General features: G+C 43.3%; 18 protein-coding genes, 2 pseudogenes and 1 riboswitch. Of the genes and pseudogenes, 16 read left to right on the forward strand and 4 right to left on the reverse strand.

Features of this window, described 5'->3' with window-relative positions; translation table 11 throughout:
* Positions 1-55 precede the first annotated feature (55 nt).
* The 5 genes from glmU to nth all read left to right on the forward strand — a co-directional run bounded on the left by glmU (position 56) and on the right by nth (position 3,814).
* Positions 56-1,435, forward strand: a complete 1,380-nt coding sequence (gene glmU, locus K1J10_RS05790) for a bifunctional UDP-N-acetylglucosamine diphosphorylase/glucosamine-1-phosphate N-acetyltransferase GlmU (protein ID WP_223356167.1) — start codon at positions 56-58, stop codon at positions 1,433-1,435.
* Between the two features lie 9 nt (positions 1,436-1,444).
* Complete coding sequence (locus K1J10_RS05795; protein WP_223356168.1) at positions 1,445-1,993, forward strand: NUDIX hydrolase; 549 nt, start codon at positions 1,445-1,447, stop codon at positions 1,991-1,993.
* Between the two features lie 18 nt (positions 1,994-2,011).
* Positions 2,012-2,350 carry a cell wall synthase accessory phosphoprotein MacP gene (gene macP / locus K1J10_RS05800; protein WP_061563732.1) on the forward strand — a complete coding sequence of 113 codons (339 nt, stop codon included), beginning with the start codon at positions 2,012-2,014 and terminating at the stop codon, positions 2,348-2,350.
* 27 nt (positions 2,351-2,377) lie between these two features.
* Entirely contained in the window at positions 2,378-3,070 is a 693-nt protein-coding gene (locus K1J10_RS05805) for a 5'-methylthioadenosine/adenosylhomocysteine nucleosidase (protein WP_223356169.1), read from the forward strand.
* A 114-nt stretch (positions 3,071-3,184) separates the two neighbouring features.
* The gene (gene nth / locus K1J10_RS05810; protein ID WP_023022612.1) at positions 3,185-3,814 is read left to right on the forward strand and encodes an endonuclease III; all 630 of its coding nucleotides are present in this window, start codon (positions 3,185-3,187) and stop codon (positions 3,812-3,814) included.
* Positions 3,815-3,839: 25 nt separating this feature from the next.
* On the opposite strand, the gene K1J10_RS05815 is transcribed toward nth, so the two are convergent.
* From K1J10_RS05815 to K1J10_RS05825, 3 genes are all read right to left on the reverse strand, one after another.
* Entirely contained in the window at positions 3,840-4,433 is a 594-nt protein-coding gene (locus K1J10_RS05815) for a helix-turn-helix domain-containing protein (RefSeq protein WP_223356170.1), read from the reverse strand.
* Between the two features lie 170 nt (positions 4,434-4,603).
* Entirely contained in the window at positions 4,604-4,990 is a 387-nt protein-coding gene (locus K1J10_RS05820) for a bleomycin resistance protein (protein ID WP_223356171.1), read from the reverse strand.
* An 11-nt stretch (positions 4,991-5,001) separates the two neighbouring features.
* Positions 5,002-5,829: an exodeoxyribonuclease III gene (locus K1J10_RS05825; protein WP_223356172.1), complete on the reverse strand. Its 828-nt coding sequence runs from the start codon at positions 5,827-5,829 to the stop codon at positions 5,002-5,004.
* Positions 5,830-6,145: 316 nt separating this feature from the next.
* Between K1J10_RS05825 and pbp2b the strand changes: the two genes are divergently transcribed.
* From pbp2b to K1J10_RS05870, 9 genes and pseudogenes are all read left to right on the forward strand, one after another.
* Positions 6,146-8,227, forward strand: a complete 2,082-nt coding sequence (gene pbp2b / locus K1J10_RS05830) for a penicillin-binding protein PBP2B (protein ID WP_223356173.1) — start codon at positions 6,146-6,148, stop codon at positions 8,225-8,227.
* Positions 8,228-8,237: 10 nt separating this feature from the next.
* Complete coding sequence (recR, locus tag K1J10_RS05835; protein ID WP_006596694.1) at positions 8,238-8,834, forward strand: recombination mediator RecR; 597 nt, start codon at positions 8,238-8,240, stop codon at positions 8,832-8,834.
* 327 nt (positions 8,835-9,161) lie between these two features.
* The gene (locus tag K1J10_RS05840; RefSeq protein ID WP_223356174.1) at positions 9,162-10,208 is read left to right on the forward strand and encodes a D-alanine--D-alanine ligase; all 1,047 of its coding nucleotides are present in this window, start codon (positions 9,162-9,164) and stop codon (positions 10,206-10,208) included.
* Between the two features lie 88 nt (positions 10,209-10,296).
* Positions 10,297-11,667, forward strand: a complete 1,371-nt coding sequence (locus K1J10_RS05845; protein WP_223356175.1) for a UDP-N-acetylmuramoyl-tripeptide--D-alanyl-D-alanine ligase — start codon at positions 10,297-10,299, stop codon at positions 11,665-11,667.
* Positions 11,657-12,267 (forward strand): annotated as a pseudogene (locus K1J10_RS05850) (NUDIX hydrolase). Before K1J10_RS05845 ends, K1J10_RS05850 begins: the two are co-directional and overlap by 11 nt.
* A gap of 30 nt (positions 12,268-12,297) precedes the next feature.
* Complete coding sequence (locus K1J10_RS05855) at positions 12,298-12,999, forward strand: YwaF family protein (protein ID WP_223356176.1); 702 nt, start codon at positions 12,298-12,300, stop codon at positions 12,997-12,999.
* A gap of 28 nt (positions 13,000-13,027) precedes the next feature.
* Positions 13,028-13,717, forward strand: a complete 690-nt coding sequence (locus tag K1J10_RS05860) for a YwaF family protein (protein WP_223356177.1) — start codon at positions 13,028-13,030, stop codon at positions 13,715-13,717.
* A 12-nt stretch (positions 13,718-13,729) separates the two neighbouring features.
* Positions 13,730-14,416 carry a YwaF family protein gene (locus K1J10_RS05865; RefSeq protein ID WP_223356178.1) on the forward strand — a complete coding sequence of 229 codons (687 nt, stop codon included), beginning with the start codon at positions 13,730-13,732 and terminating at the stop codon, positions 14,414-14,416.
* A 180-nt stretch (positions 14,417-14,596) separates the two neighbouring features.
* Positions 14,597-16,141 (forward strand): peptide chain release factor 3, encoded by a 1,545-nt coding sequence (locus K1J10_RS05870; protein ID WP_223356179.1) that lies wholly within the window; start codon positions 14,597-14,599, stop codon positions 16,139-16,141.
* A gap of 140 nt (positions 16,142-16,281) precedes the next feature.
* On the opposite strand, the gene thiT is transcribed toward K1J10_RS05870, so the two are convergent.
* On the reverse strand, positions 16,282-16,857 hold the full coding sequence (thiT, locus tag K1J10_RS05875) for an energy-coupled thiamine transporter ThiT (protein WP_223356180.1): 576 nt from the start codon (positions 16,855-16,857) through the stop codon (positions 16,282-16,284).
* A gap of 81 nt (positions 16,858-16,938) precedes the next feature.
* Positions 16,939-17,063, reverse strand: a riboswitch (TPP riboswitch).
* A gap of 101 nt (positions 17,064-17,164) precedes the next feature.
* On the opposite strand from thiT, the gene K1J10_RS05880 reads away from it, so the two are divergent.
* Positions 17,165-17,545 carry a PH domain-containing protein gene (locus K1J10_RS05880; RefSeq protein WP_006596927.1) on the forward strand — a complete coding sequence of 127 codons (381 nt, stop codon included), beginning with the start codon at positions 17,165-17,167 and terminating at the stop codon, positions 17,543-17,545.
* Between the two features lie 81 nt (positions 17,546-17,626).
* Positions 17,627-18,373, forward strand: a pseudogene (locus tag K1J10_RS05885) (magnesium transporter CorA family protein); the annotation flags it as partial.
* Positions 18,374-18,450 lie beyond the last annotated feature (77 nt).

The following is an 18,450-nucleotide window of genomic DNA, read 5'->3' on the forward strand; positions in this document are numbered from 1 at the left end:
AATCGGCCAAAAAATGGTATAATGTAAGCGATATTGTACAGAAAAGAGAATGTATATGCCAAATTATGCCATTATTTTAGCAGCGGGTAAGGGAACTCGCATGAAGTCAGATTTGCCTAAGGTTCTCCATAAGGTTGCAGGGATCTCTATGTTGGAGCATGTTTTCCGTAGTGTTGGAGCCATATCACCAGAAAAGACTGTAACAGTTGTGGGCCACAAGGCGGAATTGGTAGAGCAAGTCTTAGCGGGACAAACAGAGTTTGTCAAACAAACCGAACAATTGGGAACTGGTCATGCGGTCATGATGGCAGAGCCAGTCTTGAAAGATCTTGAAGGGCATACCCTCGTCATTGCAGGAGACACTCCTTTGATTACAGGTGACAGTCTCAAACACTTGATCGACTTCCATATCAACCACAAGAATGTAGCAACGATTTTGACAGCAGAAGCAGCTAATCCATTTGGCTATGGTCGGATTGTCCGCAATGACAATGCGGAAGTGCTTCGAATTGTTGAGCAAAAAGATGCGACAGATTTTGAAAAACAAATCAAGGAAATCAATACAGGGACTTATGTCTTTGACAATGCGCGCCTCTTTGAAGCTTTGAAAAATATCAATACCAACAATGCCCAAGGTGAATACTATATCACAGATGTGATTGGGATCTTCCGAGAAGCAGGCGAAAAAGTCGGAGCTTATACGCTCAAAGACTTTGATGAAAGCCTTGGAGTTAACGACCGCGTAGCCCTTGCGACAGCAGAAGGCATCATGCGTCGTCGCATTAACCAAGCTCATATGGTCAATGGAGTGAGCTTTGTCAATCCTGATGCGACCTATATCGATATTGATGTCGAAATTGCTCCAGAAGTGCAAATCGAAGCCAATGTTACCCTAAAAGGGCACACAAAAATTGGGGCTGAGACAGTCTTAACCAATGGAACCTATATCGTGGACAGTGAAATCGGTGCAGGTGCCGTTATTACTAACTCTATGATTGAAGAAAGCACCGTAGCCGATGGTGTAACAGTAGGACCATACGCTCATATTCGTCCAGGTTCTAGCTTGGAAAAAGATGTCCATATCGGGAACTTTGTCGAAGTCAAAGGTTCATCTATTGGAGAAAATACCAAAGCGGGTCATCTGACCTACATTGGTAACTGTGAAGTCGGTAGCAACGTTAACTTTGGTGCGGGGACTATCACCGTCAACTATGATGGGAAGAATAAATACAAGACCCTTATTGGAAATAATGTCTTTATTGGCTCAAATTCGACGATCATTGCGCCAGTTGAGCTCGGAGATAATTCCCTAGTCGGTGCTGGATCTACCATTACCAAGGATGTACCAGCTGATGCGATTGCGATTGGTCGTGGCCGTCAAGTTAATAAGGATGAGTACGCGACTCGCCTTCCCCACCATCCTAAAAATAAATAGGAGATTTTCATGCAATTTGAAGAAAAAACCATTGAGCGCAAGGAGATTTATCAAGGACCGATTTTCCAAGTGGTCACTGATCAAGTAGAACTACCCGCTGGAAAAGGCCAAGCGCAGCGTGATTTAATCTTCCATAACGGAGCAGTAGCGGTTTTGCCGATCACAGAAGATGGGAAAACGATCTTGGTCAAGCAGTACCGCAAGGCGATTGAAAGGACTTCGGTGGAGATTCCAGCAGGGAAGTTAGAAAAGGGAGAAAATGCAGACCCTAAAGCGGCTGCTCTGCGCGAATTGGAAGAAGAAATTGGCTACACAGCGGATCTAGAGTTGTTGTATGATTTTTATTCAGCCATTGGATTTTGTAATGAGCGGATCAAACTTTATGTTGCGACCAACTTGAAAAAAGTGGAAAATCCTCGCCCTCAAGATGAAGACGAGACCTTGGAACTCCTTGAGGTGACTTTAGCAGAAGCTGAGGGGTTGATCCAAACAGGTGATATCTGCGATGCTAAAACTATCATGGCAGTTCAATATTGGAAACACCTACAAAACAATTAAAGAATAGAGGAGAAACCGATGGGCAAACCTTTATTAACAGATGAAATGATTGAGCGGGCAAACCGAGGAGAAGCAATCTCTGGTCCCCCGCTCTTTGATGAGGAAGAAACAAAAATTCTCCCGACAGGAAACAGGGGATTTGGTTATGAACGGCCAGTGACTTCAAGAGAAGTAGATAGTGGACATGGAGCATCGTATCCTCAGGAGACTATTCCGATCAGGGTCCAACCTACAGTGACCAAGAGTCGTCGGATTGAGAACCAAAAAGATGAGGTTTTTCAATCAAAATTAAATAAGATTTTATTTTGGGTCATCTTGCTCCTCATCTTGTTAATTCTTGCAATCTGGCGCTTATAGGGAGCGTCTACCAAAGGAGTTACGATTATGAAAATTGGAATCATTGCGGCCATGCCACAAGAATTAAAAATCTTAGTGGAAGCTTTGCAGAACGGAGAGAAACATCTTCGCCTAGGAAAGGTTTACTATACAGGGTCGATTGGTCGCCATGAAGTGGTCTTGGTTGAAAGTGGTATCGGAAAAGTCATGTCAGCCATGAGTGTGGCTGTGTTGGCCAACGATTTTAAGGTGGAAGCCATTATCAATACAGGTTCTGCAGGTGCCGTAGCACCAGGGATGGCTGTTGGGGATATCGTCCTAGCGGACAAATTGGCCTACCATGATGTCGATGTGACAGCTTTTGGTTATGACTATGGCCAGATGGCAGGGCAACCTCTTTACTTTGAATCCAGCCGCTATTTTGTTTCAGAGATGAAAAAAGTGCTAGCTGAGGAGCAAACACCAACCCATGTTGGCCTGATTGCGACTGGGGATAGCTTTATCGCGAGTGAAGAAAAAGTCGCAGCGATTAGGGAACATTTCCCAGAAGTATTGGCCGTTGAGATGGAAGGGGCAGCTATTGCCCAAGCGGCTCATGTAGCCGGCCGTCCTTTCATGGTCATTCGGGCTATGAGTGATACGGCAGATCACGCAGCTAATATCTCTTTTGATGAATTTATCGTAGAGGCTGGCGAGCGTTCTGCTCAAACCTTGATGACTTTCTTGAAGAGATTGGTATAGAAAAGCTTAAGAAAATAGGACTAGCTCTTAGCTAGTCCTATTTTGCTAAGCTGATTCTGTAAAGTAACTGGTTCTTCATGCTATAATAGATTCTAGTAATGCAAAGGAGAAGTTATGGTCTTATCAAAAAAACGGGCCCGTCATGTGATTGAAGAAATTATTGCCCTCTTTCCGGATGCTCAGCCAAGTTTGGATTTTCGCAACCATTTTGAATTATTAGTAGCGGTGATGCTCTCTGCTCAAACAACAGATGCAGCGGTTAATAAGGCAACTCCCGCTTTGTTTGAGGCTTTCCCAACTCCTCAAGCCATGGCGGTCGCCAGTGAAGCCGACATTGCCAAGCATATTTCCAAATTAGGCCTCTATCGAAACAAGGCTAAATTTCTAAAAAAATGTGCCCAACAATTGTTGGACAATTTTGATGGCCAAGTCCCTCAGACACGGGAGGAACTGGAGAGTTTAGCCGGAGTGGGACGGAAAACAGCCAATGTGGTCATGAGTGTCGGTTTCGGAATTCCTGCCTTTGCTGTTGATACCCATGTAGAGCGGATTTGCAAGCACCATGATATCGTAAAAAAGTCGGCAACGCCGCTAGAGGTAGAAAAGCGAGTTATGGATGTCCTTCCACCGGAACGTTGGTTGCCAGCCCATCAGGCCATGATTTACTTTGGTCGTGCCATCTGCCATCCTAAAAATCCCGAGTGCGATCACTATCCGCAACTCTATAACTTTAAAGACATTTAAAAAGCGAGGTCTAATGACTTCGCTTTTACTTGATAGGGAAGAAAGTAAGTAAGAGCCAAGAAAACAACAGAGCAATAGCGCCAATTCCAAGGACAAATAGAATAGGAATGAGGATTCCTTCGTAGGGAGCTTTACCCCTTTCTTCAGCTTCTTCAATCTCGCTCAGGCTGCGTCCTTGATCATAGGCGACAATCTGGCGAAAGGTACGAAGATTATGCTGTTTCTTAAATTTCTCAATGCGTAGGGCGTAGAACATTGTGATAGCATAAATCAAGCAACTAATAGCGATACCGAACCATTCCAGATAAAGAATTAGAGGAATCATTATTATAGGACTTCCAATTAGTAAAATGGTAAAAACCACTCCATCTTTTTGATAGCGCATAAATTCTTGGTCGTGAATAATTTGTTTCATGGTTTCCACATCTCCTTTTATGAGTTGGTCCAATGACACTTCAAAGACCTTGCTCAGTAAAAGCAGGTTTTGAATATCAGGGTAGGTTGCTCCGCGTTCCCAGTTGGAAATGGATTGACGGCTGACAAAGATGATTTCAGCCAAATCATCTTGAGATAAATTTTTCTCTTTACGATAGTGCTGGATCTGCTTTCCGACTTGCATAAGATTTCCTCGCTTTCTGATTTCATTCTACCTAATTATACAAAAAATGGCTATCAAAGTTCTTTGACATGCTGATTTCATGGGCTTTAGCAAAGGTTTCTGTCACTGGATTTACAGGTCTGTCAATTTATATTTACTTACTGAAAAAGAGGCCAACAACCTCCTTTTTCTTATTCACTAAATCTTAAAAAATAGCCATCTGGATCTAAAACTGCAAATTCATGAGGATAGATATAATGGTCGCCAACACGAAATTCTCTTTTGGTCAAAGGACGATGAATGGGATAGTCAGCTTCCAGCAGTTTTTGGTGGAGCTGAGGAACATCCTCAATGCCAAAGGAAATATTGACACCACGCCCGAAAGGATAAGTCAGCTGAGCTAATTCTTCTGCGTCACCTTCTTCTAACATGAGTTGGCAGTCTTCAAGGGAGAGGAAGAGAAATTTTTCCTCGGGGCGTTCGTATTCGACAGAGAAGCCCAGCAAGTCGCAGTAGAAGTAGCGCGACTTTTCGATGTTGGATACCACAAATTCGGGGATGACAGCTTGATAGTCCATTAGCTTTCTCCTTAGAGTTCAATCTCCAAGACAATCGGTGTGTGGTCTTGGCGTGGGCCTGAGTCGATCATATCTGACTTGGTAACCTTATCTGCTACACGGTTACTTGTGAGCCAGTAGTCGATTCTCCAGCCGGTGTTGTTGATTTTTGAAGTCTTGCTGCGTTGTGCCCACCAGGTATAGCGCTCTGGTACATCCCCGTGAAGGTGACGGAAGGTGTCTGTAAATCCTTTGGCCAAAAGATTTGTAAATCCTTCGCGTTCTTCGTCTGTGAATCCTGGCGAACGGCGGTTGCTGGCTGGGTTTGCAAGGTCGATTTCCTTGTGAGCAACGTTGTAGTCACCAGTTGCAAGGACAGGTTTTTGCTTGTCTAATTCAGCCAAATATTCAGCATATTTGACATCCCAAACTTGACGTTCTTCCAAACGTTTGAGACCATCACCGGCATTAGGAGTATAGACTTGTGTTACAAAGAAGCCATCAAATTCCAAGGTAATGATCCGACCTTCCAAGTCCATGGTCGAAGGAGCTCCGATTTCTGGGAAAGTCACAACTGGTGTGAGCTCTTTTTTATAGAGGAACATGGTTCCAGCGTAGCCTTTACGAGCCGGTTCTTGAGAAGAGCGCCAGGTGTTTTCGTAGCCAGGGAAGAGCTCCTCAAGGATTTCGAGGTGTTTTTTGGTAGGTCCTTTGGCGGATAACTTGGTTTCTTGAATAGCGATGATATCAGCATCTTCAGCTACCAAGGTTTGAAGGACTTCTTGAGAGAGTTTAGCACGTGCTGAATCGCTGGTCAATGCAGCATTAAGCGAGTCGATATTCCATGAGATTAGTTTCATATCGTTTCCTTTACTAACTTTGTCGATGCTTCTATTATACCAAAAAATATCCAGTCTCCTGTTTCTTGTGATTTGAGGAAGGATCCGCTTTTTAGTAAAAAGATATTTGTATTGTTCACACTGCTGAAAGAATAGTTGACAAGGAGTTCAGAATAGCTATTTTTTATCTGGTCTAGCGACTCGCGTCTGGATGAAATGTGCTATAATGGAAGTTGAGTTTAAAATGGAAATATTCCTCAGACTTCCTCTAAATTTATCCTATTTTTAGGTTGTGTTGAGAGGGGCTGGGATTGAGAATCAAGATGAAAGGAGAGGTATGGCTCGAAAATCTAAACGTTCAAAAAAAGCGAATGCTAAGGTGAGAAAATTTGATAATCGGTGGATTACTAGACGACTTTATTTGTTATTCAGTATAGTCTGTACCCTCTTTTTGATTTTAATTGCTCGACTAGGGTATATGCAGATTACTCATCAAGGCTTTTATACGCAAAAATTAGCAAAAGCTACAAAAAAACATTTAACAAGGGGAAGTCTCCGGGGACAGATTTATGATGCTTCTGGTCAGCCACTGGTAGAGAATGTCGATAAGAAGGTCTTATCCTTTACGCGTAGCAATAAGTTTACTGCAGAAGAGATGCGTCAAACAGCACAGCTTCTCCTAAATTACGTAAGCGTGTCAAACCCTCAAGTCAGTAAGCGTCAAGAAATCGACTTTTATCTCGCAAACACCGAAGTCTATAAAGAGGTAGTGGACAAGTTGCCCAAAGACGAACGAATCGATACGGATGGGAATCCACTTCCAGAAGCAACTATCTATCAGCATGCTGTTGATAGTATTGAGACTGAAAAATTAGGCTATACGGAAGAAGAGAAGAAAGCCATCTATCTCTTCAGCCAAATGAATGCCGTTGAAAACTTTGCCAGTGCTACGATTGTGACCGATCCAATGTCCGATGAGCAGGTAACGACGGTCAAAGATCATTTAAAAGAATTTCCTGGATTTGAAGTGATCACGAGTTGGGATCGAAAAGTGGTTGATAGTCCCTTGGCTTCCATCGTTGGTAGTGTGTCGACAGAGCAAGCCGGTCTTCCAGCTGAAGAAGTGGATGATTATTTGGAAAAAGGCTATGCCTTAAATGATCGCGTCGGAACATCTTATCTAGAAAAACAATATGAGTCTGTCCTTCAAGGAGAACGGGTTGAAAAAGAAATCCATTTGGACAAGAATGGCAATGTCGAAAAGATCGAAACCCTCTCCAAAGGAAGCAAAGGGAACAATATCAAGCTTTCCATTGATTTGGATTTCCAAAGAGGAGTGGAAGACATCTTGAAGAAGTCCTTCCAGGCAGAATTGGCCACTGGCAATGCCACCTACTCAGAAGGGGTCTATGCTGTTGCCTTGGATCCAAAAACGGGTAAAATTCTTGCGATGGCGGGGATGAAACATGAAGCTGGTTCGCAAGACCTGACTCCTGACGCTTTAGGAACAGTGACCAATGTCTTTGTTCCAGGATCGGTTGTGAAAGCAGCGACTTTGACAGCAGGATGGGAAAATGGGGTGATTTCTGGGAATCAAGTCCTATTGGATCAACCAATCTCCTTTTCTGGTTCAGCTCCTATCACTTCATGGTTCACCCAGTTTGGAAGCCAAGAAATCAATGCGGTGCAAGCGTTGGAATATTCTTCCAACACCTATATGGTGCAGATAGCTCTTAATTTGATGGGCCAACCCTATCAGCCAAACATGAGTTTGAAGACAGACCAATTGGATCCAGCTATGAACAAATTGCGTTCGACCTTTGCCTCTTATGGTCTGGGAACAGAAACAGGGATAGATCTGCCGAATGAATCAACTGGCTATGTTCCCAAAGAGTTCACGATTGCTAATTACCTAACAGACGCCTTTGGTCAGTTTGATAACTATACCCCTATGCAGTTGGCTCAATATGTTGCAACCATTGCCAACGATGGGAAACGCGTGGCGCCACACCTGGTCCAAGGAATTTATGAGAATGATGCCAAGGGAGGTTTGGGCCCTCTGAAAGAAGAGATTGCAACAAAAGAACTCAACCAAGTGGCTCTGACACCCGAAAATCTAGCCATCATCAAACAAGGTTTTTATCAGGTGGTATACGGAACCAGTGGCTTAACAACTGGTAAAACCATCGGAGAAGGAGCTGCCGTTCCAATCAGTGCGAAAACCGGGACTGCAGAAACATTTGTAAACGGTGGGACCCCTGCTGTAAATACCAATGTCATCGCCTATGCCCCATCTGAAAATCCTCAGATTGCGGTGGCAGTCATCTTCCCTCACAATACCAATCTCCAAGCGACTGTTAGTCACAGTATTACCAGAGAGATTATCAATCTCTACCAGCAAAAACATCCTATGAATTAGAAAGGAAGCTATGCTCTATCCAACACCTATCGCAAAATTAATTGAAAGTTATTCGAAGCTCCCTGGTATTGGGATCAAGACAGCAACTCGTCTGGCCTTTTATACCATCGGAATGAGTGATGATGATGTCAATGAGTTTGCCAAGAATCTCTTGTCAGCAAAGCGGGAATTAAGCTATTGTTCCATCTGTGGGAACCTAACAGATGAAGAAGAGTGTGCCATTTGTCGAGACGAGACGCGCGATCCATCGACCATCTTAGTGGTAGAAGATAGTCGAGATGTGTCAGCCATGGAGAATATCCAGGAGTACCATGGTCGCTACCATGTCCTTCATGGCTTGATTTCGCCTATGAATGGGGTCGGACCAGATGATATTAACCTCAAGTCCTTGATTACACGATTAATGGATCATGAGGTCCAAGAAGTGATTGTGGCGACCAATGCAACTGCAGATGGGGAAGCAACTTCTATGTATATCTCACGCGTCCTCAAACCAGCTGGTATCAAAGTGACCCGTCTGGCACGTGGATTAGCTGTCGGAGCAGATATCGAGTATGCGGACGAAGTCACTCTTCTTCGAGCTATTGAAAATCGAACCGAGTTATAAGCGGTTACAGAAGAGGCTGGGGCAAAAGTCCTAGCCTCTTAATTGTTTTTGGATTGTCGAGCAAGACGCAGTGGTTGAGTGGGCTCTACTACGCTGATTTCATCAGCTTTTACAGCCCTACTCAACTGTGCGGAGATGGGACGACGAAATCGAATTCTAACGAATGACCGATTTCTGTCCCACTCTCTTTTTTGTTTTTTAGGTGTTCCCTCTCGTTTTCTTTCTTTTTAAAGTGTGGTATACTAGAGGGACGAACTCGTATGTGAGGAGTGCTTCTGACAAGTCAATTAGGAAGCACAAAATTAAAAAAAGGATTAGGACCAAACAATGGCAAAAGAAAAAATTGTACTTCTTTATGGTGGCCGTAGCGCAGAGCGCGAAGTGTCTGTGCTTTCAGCTGAAAGCGTCATGCGGGCGATTAATTATGACAAGTATTCTGTTGAGACCTATTTCATTACTCAGGCTGGAGACTTCATCAAGACGCAAACTTTTGAAGAGAAACCTGCTGAAACAGAACGCTTGATGACCAATGAAACCATTGATTGGGACGCTAAAGTAACTCCGAGCAGCATCTACCAAGAAGGAGCGGTTGTCTTTCCAGTCCTTCATGGACCAATGGGAGAAGATGGATCGGTTCAAGGTTTCCTAGAAGTATTGAAACTCCCTTATGTGGGATGTGATATCCTTTCTTCTAGTGTGGCGATGGACAAGATTACCACCAAACGGGTCCTAGAATCTGCAGGGATTCCACAAGTTCCTTATGTGGCTGTCCTTGAAGGAGATGACCTAGAGGCTAAGATTGCCTTAATCGAAAAGGAATTGACCTATCCGGTCTTTACCAAGCCTTCTAATATGGGCTCTAGTGTCGGAATTTCAAAAGCAGAGAACCAAGCAGAACTTCGCAAGTCTTTGGAATTGGCCTTTAAATACGATAGCCGTGTTTTAGTTGAGCAAGGTGTCGTAGCCCGTGAAATCGAAGTGGGATTGTTAGGCAACTACGATGTCAAGAGCACCCTACCTGGTGAAGTGGTCAAAGATGTAGCCTTCTATGACTACGAAGCCAAATACATCGATAATAAGATTACGATGGCGATTCCAGCTGAAATTCCTGCAGAAGTTGCTGCGACCATGCGTCAGAATGCAGAACTAGCCTTCCGTGCCATTGGTGGCAAAGGTCTCTCCCGTTGTGATTTCTTCTACACAGAGGACGGGGGCATCTACTTGAATGAGCTCAATACCATGCCTGGCTTTACCCAATGGTCTATGTATCCTTTACTTTGGGATAACATGGATTTGGCCTATCCGGATTTAATCGAGCGCTTGGTAGAATTAGCCAAAGAAACCTTTGAAAAGCGTGAAGCGCACTTACTTTAAGAAACTGTTCCTAGCGGGAGTGGGAGATGGAATCAACTCAATGAGGAGTCGATTTTCTTCCTGCTCCCCCTTTTTAGAGGAGAATACTATGAATCTAACCTTGCACGAAGTAGCAGGTGTCCTGGCTGCTCGCAATGATATCAGTCAATTTGAAGATGTAGCCCTTACCAAGCCTGAATTCGATAGCCGTTTGATTGGGCCTGGTGACCTTTTTGTCCCTCTTAAGGGGGCGCGTGATGGGCATGATTTCATCGAGACGGCCTTTGAAAACGGGGCCGTAGCGACCTTGTCTGAAAAAGAAGTAGAAGGCCACCCTTATTTATTGGTAGATGATGTTCTAGCAGCCTTTCAAAAATTAGCCCAATATGTGTTGGAAAAGAGTCAAGTAGATGTCTTGGCGGTCACCGGTTCAAACGGTAAGACAACGACCAAAGATATGTTGGCTCAATTGCTGTCGACTACCTACAAAACCTATAAAACACAAGGGAACTACAATAACGAAATTGGCCTTCCTTATACGGTTCTCCATATGCCAGAAGGGACAGAGAAGCTCGTCCTTGAAATGGGGCAGGACCATCTGGGAGATATCCATCTTCTCTCAGAAATTGCGCATCCAAAAGCAGCAATCGTGACCCTTATTGGGGAAGCTCATCTAGAGTTTTTTAAAGATCGCAAAGAAATTGCTAAAGGGAAATTGCAAATTGCGGATGGGATGCCAGCTGGTGGCTTGCTTCTAGTGCCGGCCGATCCTATTGTCGAGGATTTTTTACCGAGTCAACAAGAGCTTGTGCGCTTTGGTGAAGGAGCAGATATCAGTATTACCAAGTTGGAGGAACGCAAGGATAGCCTGATTTTTGAAGCGAACTTCTTATCAGATGCTATGAACTTACCTGTCACAGGCAAATACAATGCGACCAATGCCATGATTGCGGCCTATGTTGCCTTGCAAGAAGGAGTCAGTGAAGAGGCCATCCGTGCAAGCTTTAAAGGATTAGAGCTTACTAAGAACCGCACAGAATGGAAGAAGGCAAGTAACGGAGCGGATATCCTATCCGATGTCTACAATGCCAACCCAACGGCCATGCGCTTAATTTTAGAAACCTTCTCGACCATTCCTGCCAATCCAAATGGCCGCAAGCTAGCGGTCTTGGCAGATATGAAAGAGCTAGGGGAGCAATCCATTGATCTGCACAACCAAATGATTCTTAGCCTGTCACCGGATGTCTTGGATACCGTTATTTTTTACGGTCAAGACATTGCGGGCTTGGCTCAATTAGCGAGTCAGATGTTCCCACTCGGACATGTCTATTATTTCAAAAAGACCGCTGAGAAAGATCAATTTGAGGACCTGGTCAAACAAGTCAAGGAAAGCTTAAAAGAGCAGGACCAAATCCTCATCAAGGGAAGCAATTCTATGAATCTAGCCAAATTGGTAGAGGAGTTGGAGAATGGCGAGTAATAATGTGCTAAAGAACATTCAGCGCTTGATTTCAATCACCAATACAGGCTTAGCGTTCTCAAAAGATCCATTTGATCAAGAGCGCTATCAGGATATTCGTGCCATTTTACAGGATTTTGTCAGAGAAGCGACTGATTTGAATCCACAAGAATTATCGGATTTGTTTAGACCGACAGACCATTACGAACTCCCTTGATTGATGTTAGGGCATGGATTGTCAAAGATGGAAAACTTTGTCTGGTGAAAGGTCAGGGAGAAGAGACCTGGGCCTTGCCGGGTGGCTTTGGTGAGGTTGGCTATTCTCCGACGGAAAACATTTTAAAGGAAATCCAAGAAGAAACGGGCTATTCTGCGCGTGTAATCAGATTGTTGGCAGTATTTGATACCAATCGCTACCAATTGCAAAGTCGCCAATATGTGAAATTGGTATTTGAATGTGAATTATTAGATGGAAATTTTGAAAAGAACCAGGAAATTTCCGACCTTGCCTTTTTTGAGAGAGAAAAAATGCCTGCTCTTTCTACCAAGCGCAATACAGAAGAACAATTGAACTTCCTTTGGGAGGTCTATGATGGGAAACGAGATTTGTATTGTGATTAAAAACGATCTATAAATTAAAGGAATATGAAAATGACACTTTGGGATTTATTGTTTACGAACCAAAAATCAGCCCCGCCTGAATTTGGGCTCTGGTATTTCATTCTGCCAGCTTCTTTGTTGGTGGTTGGCTACTTTTCTATTAGATATGCACAGTCCAAAAGCTACCAACGCTTTTGGTATTGGGCACAGTTGATCCAAGTCTTGACCATCAATGCTTGGTATATTCTTGCCCACATGCCTTTGACGGATAATTTGCCGTTCTATCATTGCCGTTTGGCCATGCTGGTGATTCTCTTTGCCCCTAAAGGGACCTATATCAAGCAATATTTTGCTCTCTTGGGAGTTCTAGGATCGATTGCGGCCTTGGTTTATCCAGCCTTTGATCCCTTCCCATTCCCTCATATCACTGTGTTGAATCTGATTTTTAGTCACTGGGCCTTGCTTGCTAATAGTTTGATTTACCTGCAGGATCATTATCAATCTGAAAAACAAGACAGTTTGAGAATTTTCAAGATTACCTTTGGTATGAATGCTTTGATTTTCTTGGTCAACCTTTTGACGAAAGGGGATTATGGCTTCTTACGACGTCCACCAATCATTGGGGATCACGGTGCTCTCTTAAACTACCTCTTGGTTAGCTTTGTGATGGTAGCTGGAATTTTCTTGGTCAACCAACGTTATAAGTACAAATACAAGATGGTTGAAGAGACTGTCGGTTCGCGTTCAGAATAGAAATTAGATGAGCTGAGGGAAGGAAGACATGACACTTTGGGATTTATTTTTCACCAGTCAACCAACGGCTCCTCCTCAATTGGGGGGTTGGTATTTCTTATTACCAACCTCATTGGTAGTGGTGGGGCTTCTGTCTATTCGATTGGCCTCTTCCAAAGGTTATCAAAACTTTTGGTATTGGGGGCAATTGATCCAGTTGCTCATTATCAATGCTTGGTATATTGCAGCATGCTTGCCTGTTTCAGAGAGTCTTCCCTTCTACCATAGCCGGATGGCCATGTGGATCATTCTCTTGGCTCCCAAGGGAAGCTTCAAGCAATATTTTGCTCTGGTAGGAGTCTTTGGCTCTATCATGGCTTTGATTCATCCCGTCTTTTATCCCTATCCTTTTCCTCACGTATCCTCGATCAATAATGTCTTTGGGCACTGGGCTCTCTTGGCCAATTGCTTGATCTATCTGGTTCAATCCTACCAGGTGGAAGCAAGGGATGCCTGGAAAATCTGTCAGATGACTTTTGGGGTTAATGCTATTATTCAGCTTGCGAATCTTGTAACAGGTGGAAATTATGGATTTATGCGTCGTCCTCCTGTACTTGGTGATCATGGACTTGTGCTCAACTATTTGCTCGTGACCATCCTGATGACAGGAACCCTTATCCTGATCAATGTGATCGTTAAGTCCAGTAAGAAAAGAAATAGGAGATCTGAATCCGTTTAATAAGGAGATCGTATGCATCATTTTTTTACAACTGAATCCACTGCACCACCTGTTATCCCGCTCCTTTGGTATGGGGTCATGGTTCTTTTAATCCTAATGGCAGTTTGGGCTTCATTACGTTACTATCAAAATGAACAATTTCGAAAGATCTTTCGAAACTTACAAATATTTCAATTGATCTGTCTCTATATCTGGTATTTTGCTTTTCAACTTCCCTGGTCCAATAGTTTACCTTTGTACCATTGCCGTTTGGCCATGTTTGCTGTCTTGCTCTTGCCAGACCGATGGAAGAGCAAGCAGTTCTTTGCCTTGATGGGAGTCAGTGGGGCGATCTTTGCCTTGGGTTATCCGGTCTTTGATCCCTATACCTTCCCTCATATTACGAGCTTTTCTTTTCTCTTAGGGCATTACTGTCTCTTGGTTAATTCCTTGATTTATCTCTTGAGATGCTATGATACGAGCCTCTTTAAAAATCGAGAAATTGTTCTTTATACCTTCTTCCTTGATATGTTTCTAGTTGGTGTCAACCAAGTCACTGGAGGAAATTATGGACTTATGGCCCGGCCACCGATTATCAAAGGGGACAGCCTCCTGGTGAATTATGTCGTGGTTTCCAGCATCCTAGCAGCAGCCTTGCTTCTCTTTAATGTATTTTTCAGTCGCAGAAGAGAGCGGGTTAAAGTAAGTAATTCAATATAATTGAAGAAGACTAGAATCGTGTGATTTTAGTCTTCCTTTTTGATTTCAAAGAAGAATCATCGTTGAAAAAAGTGCCTATTTTCGCTATAATAGGTTAGTTAAGGTAAAAGGAGAGAACCAATGTAGAAGGATCCTGCTTACTAAAAAATATGCTTTTAAAAAATAACTGAGGATGAAAGAATGACAATAACTGACGAAATTAAAAAACGCCGTACCTTTGCCATTATCTCCCACCCGGATGCTGGTAAAACGACGATTACAGAGCAGTTGCTCTACTTTGGGGGAGAGATTCGGGAAGCCGGTACCGTAAAAGGGAAGAAAACAGGAAACTTTGCTAAGTCTGACTGGATGGATATCGAGAAGCAACGTGGGATTTCGGTAACCTCATCTGTTATGCAGTTCGACTATGATGGCAAACGGGTCAATATACTTGATACCCCAGGGCACGAGGACTTCTCAGAAGATACCTATCGGACCTTGATGGCGGTGGATGCTGCGGTCATGGTGGTGGACTCTGCCAAGGGTATCGAGGCCCAAACCAAGAAATTGTTCGAGGTTGTTAAACACCGCGGGATCCCAGTCTTTACCTTTATGAACAAGCTGGACCGTGACGGTCATGAACCACTGGACCTCTTGCAAGAATTGGAAGAAGTATTAGGAATTGCGAGTTATCCAATGAACTGGCCAATCGGGATGGGGAAGGCCTTTGAGGGACTCTATGACCTCTATAACCAACGTTTGGAACTCTACAAAGGGGATGAACGCTTTGCTAGTCTAGAAGATGGAGACAAGCTCTTTGTCAACAACCCCTTCTATGAGCAAGTAAAAGATGATATCGAACTCTTGCAAGAAGCTGGAAATGACTTTTCAGAAGAAGCCATCCTTGCGGGTGAATTGACTCCTGTCTTCTTTGGTTCAGCTCTTACTAACTTTGGGGTGCAGACTTTCTTGGAAACCTTCCTCAAGTTTGCTCCGGAGCCACACGGCCACAAAAAGACAGATGGTGAAATTGTCGATCCTTATGACAAGGATTTCTCAGGCTTTGTCTTTAAAATCCAAGCCAACATGGATCCTCGTCACCGTGACCGGATTGCCTTTGTGCGGATCGTATCTGGTGAATTTGAACGTGGGATGAGTGTCAACCTCCCTCGTACCGGTAAGGGGGCTAAGCTATCTAATGTCACCCAGTTTATGGCGGAGAGCCGTGAAAATGTCACCAATGCCGTAGCAGGCGACATCATCGGGGTCTACGATACCGGTACGTATCAGGTCGGGGATACTCTGACAGTTGGGAAAAATAAGTTTGAATTTGAACCACTGCCAACCTTTACACCTGAAATCTTCATGAAGGTATCTGCCAAGAATGTCATGAAGCAAAAGTCCTTCCATAAGGGAATCGAGCAATTGGTGCAAGAAGGAGCTATTCAGCTTTATACCAACTACCAAACGGGTGAATACATGCTTGGAGCTGTTGGTCAATTGCAGTTTGAGGTCTTTAAACACCGGATGGAAAATGAGTACAATGCAGAAGTCGTTATGAGTCCAATGGGTAAAAAGACTGTTCGCTGGATCAAACCAGAGGACTTAGATGAGCGCATGTCTTCAAGCCGAAACATCTTGGCGAAGGACCGCTTTGACCAACCTGTCTTCCTCTTTGAAAACGACTTTGCCCTCCGTTGGTTTGCGGACAAGTATCCAGATGTTGAACTAGAGGAAAAGATGTAACTCAGCACCAACAATTGGAACTAAAGTCCCTAATTGTTGGACACTAGCCACTATTTTGTGGGCTAGCTAACTAGTCTCTTGGTTCACTTTGCTGAATAGAATATATAAATCGAAAAAACCAGCTCAAGCGAGCTGGCTTTTTATTGTTCTGTAATAAGGAGTCTTCCCAAAAATTCTTGTAGTATAAAGAAGACAATCAAACTGGCAATAGTCTCGCCTAAGAAGGAGGAGCTATTTACAATTAGAGAGTAGAGGTAGGCACTTTGGCCTGCCGGTGCGTAGCTTCCCCAGAAGATAACCCCTGCAATGTAGTGAATTGTGTAACGTGCGAACCCTCCTAAGACGACTCCAACAGTAATATAAGTGAGTGTCTGAACTCGTTTCTTATCTCTGATAGCCTTGTCAAGCGTAGGTTTGACAATTCCACTCAGTCCAATCAAGCTAAAGGCTACAAAGTACTCTAAGAAACCTTGGATTGGAGTCAACCAACCACCAGCTGCTTCCCCAGTTACGACTTGCAGCAAACCCCAGATGAATCCACCCATGGCACCAGCCTTAACGCCCCAGCGGAAACTGAGGAGAAAGATGGGAACCATCTTAAAAGATAGAGAAATCCAAGGACCTAAGGACATGGGTTGAGTAACCAAATCCAAAATATAAGCAATGGTCGCTAAAAGAGCAACCTCAATCATTGGTCGAATCGTAGTTTTCGACATAAAAAAACCTCCTATACCAATCGTTTTGATTGGCTCATTTGTTGCCACATCAAAACGTTGTCATAGAAGTTTTCTATTTCATTCTGTTTTGAGACACATCCCTACGCAGGTCCTAACCTGATCAGGTGGTAAGAGTTTAGGCCAGCAACGAACACCTCTGGCATCCAAGCTAGCCAATCTCAGCAATTGCTCCTCTTGTGACTCTCTCATTATACTATCAAAAAAACGTTCCCGCAACTTTTTAACTCGTAAAAAATATGGTATAGTTATTAAGATAGAAAATGCACAAGTTGTGGAGGAAAAAATCATGGGTATTTTTGCAGGTTTGATGGGCAATGCTTCTCAAAAAGACGTCGATAAGGTTGAAAAAGATTTAGGGGATATCCTGGTTCCAGGTGAGCAAGTAACTCTGGCTTTTAGTTTGATTCGTGACTTGATTGTCTTTACGGAGTACCGTCTGATTTTGGTGGACAAGCAAGGAATGACAGGGAAGAAAACATCTTATAAATCTCTTCCTTATCGTTCTATTTCGCGTTTTTCAGTAGAAACATCTGGTCATTTTGATTTGGATGCTGAATTAAAAATTTGGGTCTCATCAGCTGTAGAGCCATCAGAAACACTTCAATTTAAGAGTGATAATAGTGTTATCGAGATCCAGCAGGCCTTGGCAGCAGCTGTATTGCGTTGATCAGTGAATGAGGACAGGACTCATCTAGCGATTTCGGGTGATCGGTAGGAGTACTGGTAGATAAGGTAAAGAGGAAACGAAATGTTCGTTGAAAAAAAGTTAGGAGATGGTCGGAGTTGGATTAATATTGATTCTGACTTGATTGCGGAAACCTCCCAGTTGTACCAAAAGTATGGTATTGATCAAGAAACCATTGAATATGCATTGGATAAAAATGAACGTGCCCATATGGATTATAACCGTGAAAATGGAACTGTGACTTTTATCTATAATGTATTGGATATGGAAAAGGAAAAGGAATATTACGAAACCATTCCGATGACTTTCATTGTCCAAGGGCCACGTCTTGTAACTATTAGTAACCGAGACAACGCCTATATTATTGCACAAATGGAACGCTATGTTGATGCTCATGAAAGTTTATCCACCTTTAAACTCTTGTTTGCGGGGCTTGAGATGATTAGTAATGCTTATTATCCGATTATTGAGCGTCTAGATAAGCACAAGGATGAGATTACTCGTCTCTTACGAAAAACGACAACTAGTAAGAACCTTTATGCTCTTTCTGACGTGGAAACTGGTATGGTCTATCTAGCATCCGCTGCCAAGCAAAATCGCATGCTTCTGGAACATATCAAGGCTCACCTAATCTACCGCCAATTTGATGATGTGGAAAAAGAACAATTTGATGATGCCATGATTGAGGCCAGACAGTTGGTATATATGACGGAGTTGAACTCTCAGGTCTTGCAGCAATTGTCTAGCTCTTACAATAATATTCTGAATAACAATCTGAATGATAATTTGACTACCTTGACCATCTTAGAAGATTCTGTCAATAATTTTGTGTAAACACTCAAGTAAAGTTGCGGAGTGTTAATCAAATAAGCTTTCAAGTGTGTCAG

Source organism: Streptococcus australis (assembly GCF_019930045.1).
Taxonomy (GTDB): Bacteria; Bacillota; Bacilli; order Lactobacillales; family Streptococcaceae; genus Streptococcus; species Streptococcus australis_D.

Coding starts and splice junctions, on each gene's coding strand:
- glmU (WP_223356167.1), top strand. CDS start 56: ATGCCAAATTATGCCATTATTTTAGCAGCGGGTAAGGGAACTCGCATG.
- K1J10_RS05795 (WP_223356168.1), top strand. CDS start 1,445: ATGCAATTTGAAGAAAAAACCATTGAGCGCAAGGAGATTTATCAAGGA.
- macP (WP_061563732.1), top strand. CDS start 2,012: ATGGGCAAACCTTTATTAACAGATGAAATGATTGAGCGGGCAAACCGA.
- K1J10_RS05805 (WP_223356169.1), top strand. CDS start 2,378: ATGAAAATTGGAATCATTGCGGCCATGCCACAAGAATTAAAAATCTTA.
- nth (WP_023022612.1), top strand. CDS start 3,185: ATGGTCTTATCAAAAAAACGGGCCCGTCATGTGATTGAAGAAATTATT.
- K1J10_RS05815 (WP_223356170.1), bottom strand. CDS start 4,433: ATGCAAGTCGGAAAGCAGATCCAGCACTATCGTAAAGAGAAAAATTTA.
- K1J10_RS05820 (WP_223356171.1), bottom strand. CDS start 4,990: ATGGACTATCAAGCTGTCATCCCCGAATTTGTGGTATCCAACATCGAA.
- K1J10_RS05825 (WP_223356172.1), bottom strand. CDS start 5,829: ATGAAACTAATCTCATGGAATATCGACTCGCTTAATGCTGCATTGACC.
- pbp2b (WP_223356173.1), top strand. CDS start 6,146: ATGGCTCGAAAATCTAAACGTTCAAAAAAAGCGAATGCTAAGGTGAGA.
- recR (WP_006596694.1), top strand. CDS start 8,238: ATGCTCTATCCAACACCTATCGCAAAATTAATTGAAAGTTATTCGAAG.
- K1J10_RS05840 (WP_223356174.1), top strand. CDS start 9,162: ATGGCAAAAGAAAAAATTGTACTTCTTTATGGTGGCCGTAGCGCAGAG.
- K1J10_RS05845 (WP_223356175.1), top strand. CDS start 10,297: ATGAATCTAACCTTGCACGAAGTAGCAGGTGTCCTGGCTGCTCGCAAT.
- K1J10_RS05855 (WP_223356176.1), top strand. CDS start 12,298: ATGACACTTTGGGATTTATTGTTTACGAACCAAAAATCAGCCCCGCCT.
- K1J10_RS05860 (WP_223356177.1), top strand. CDS start 13,028: ATGACACTTTGGGATTTATTTTTCACCAGTCAACCAACGGCTCCTCCT.
- K1J10_RS05865 (WP_223356178.1), top strand. CDS start 13,730: ATGCATCATTTTTTTACAACTGAATCCACTGCACCACCTGTTATCCCG.
- K1J10_RS05870 (WP_223356179.1), top strand. CDS start 14,597: ATGACAATAACTGACGAAATTAAAAAACGCCGTACCTTTGCCATTATC.
- thiT (WP_223356180.1), bottom strand. CDS start 16,857: ATGTCGAAAACTACGATTCGACCAATGATTGAGGTTGCTCTTTTAGCG.
- K1J10_RS05880 (WP_006596927.1), top strand. CDS start 17,165: ATGGGTATTTTTGCAGGTTTGATGGGCAATGCTTCTCAAAAAGACGTC.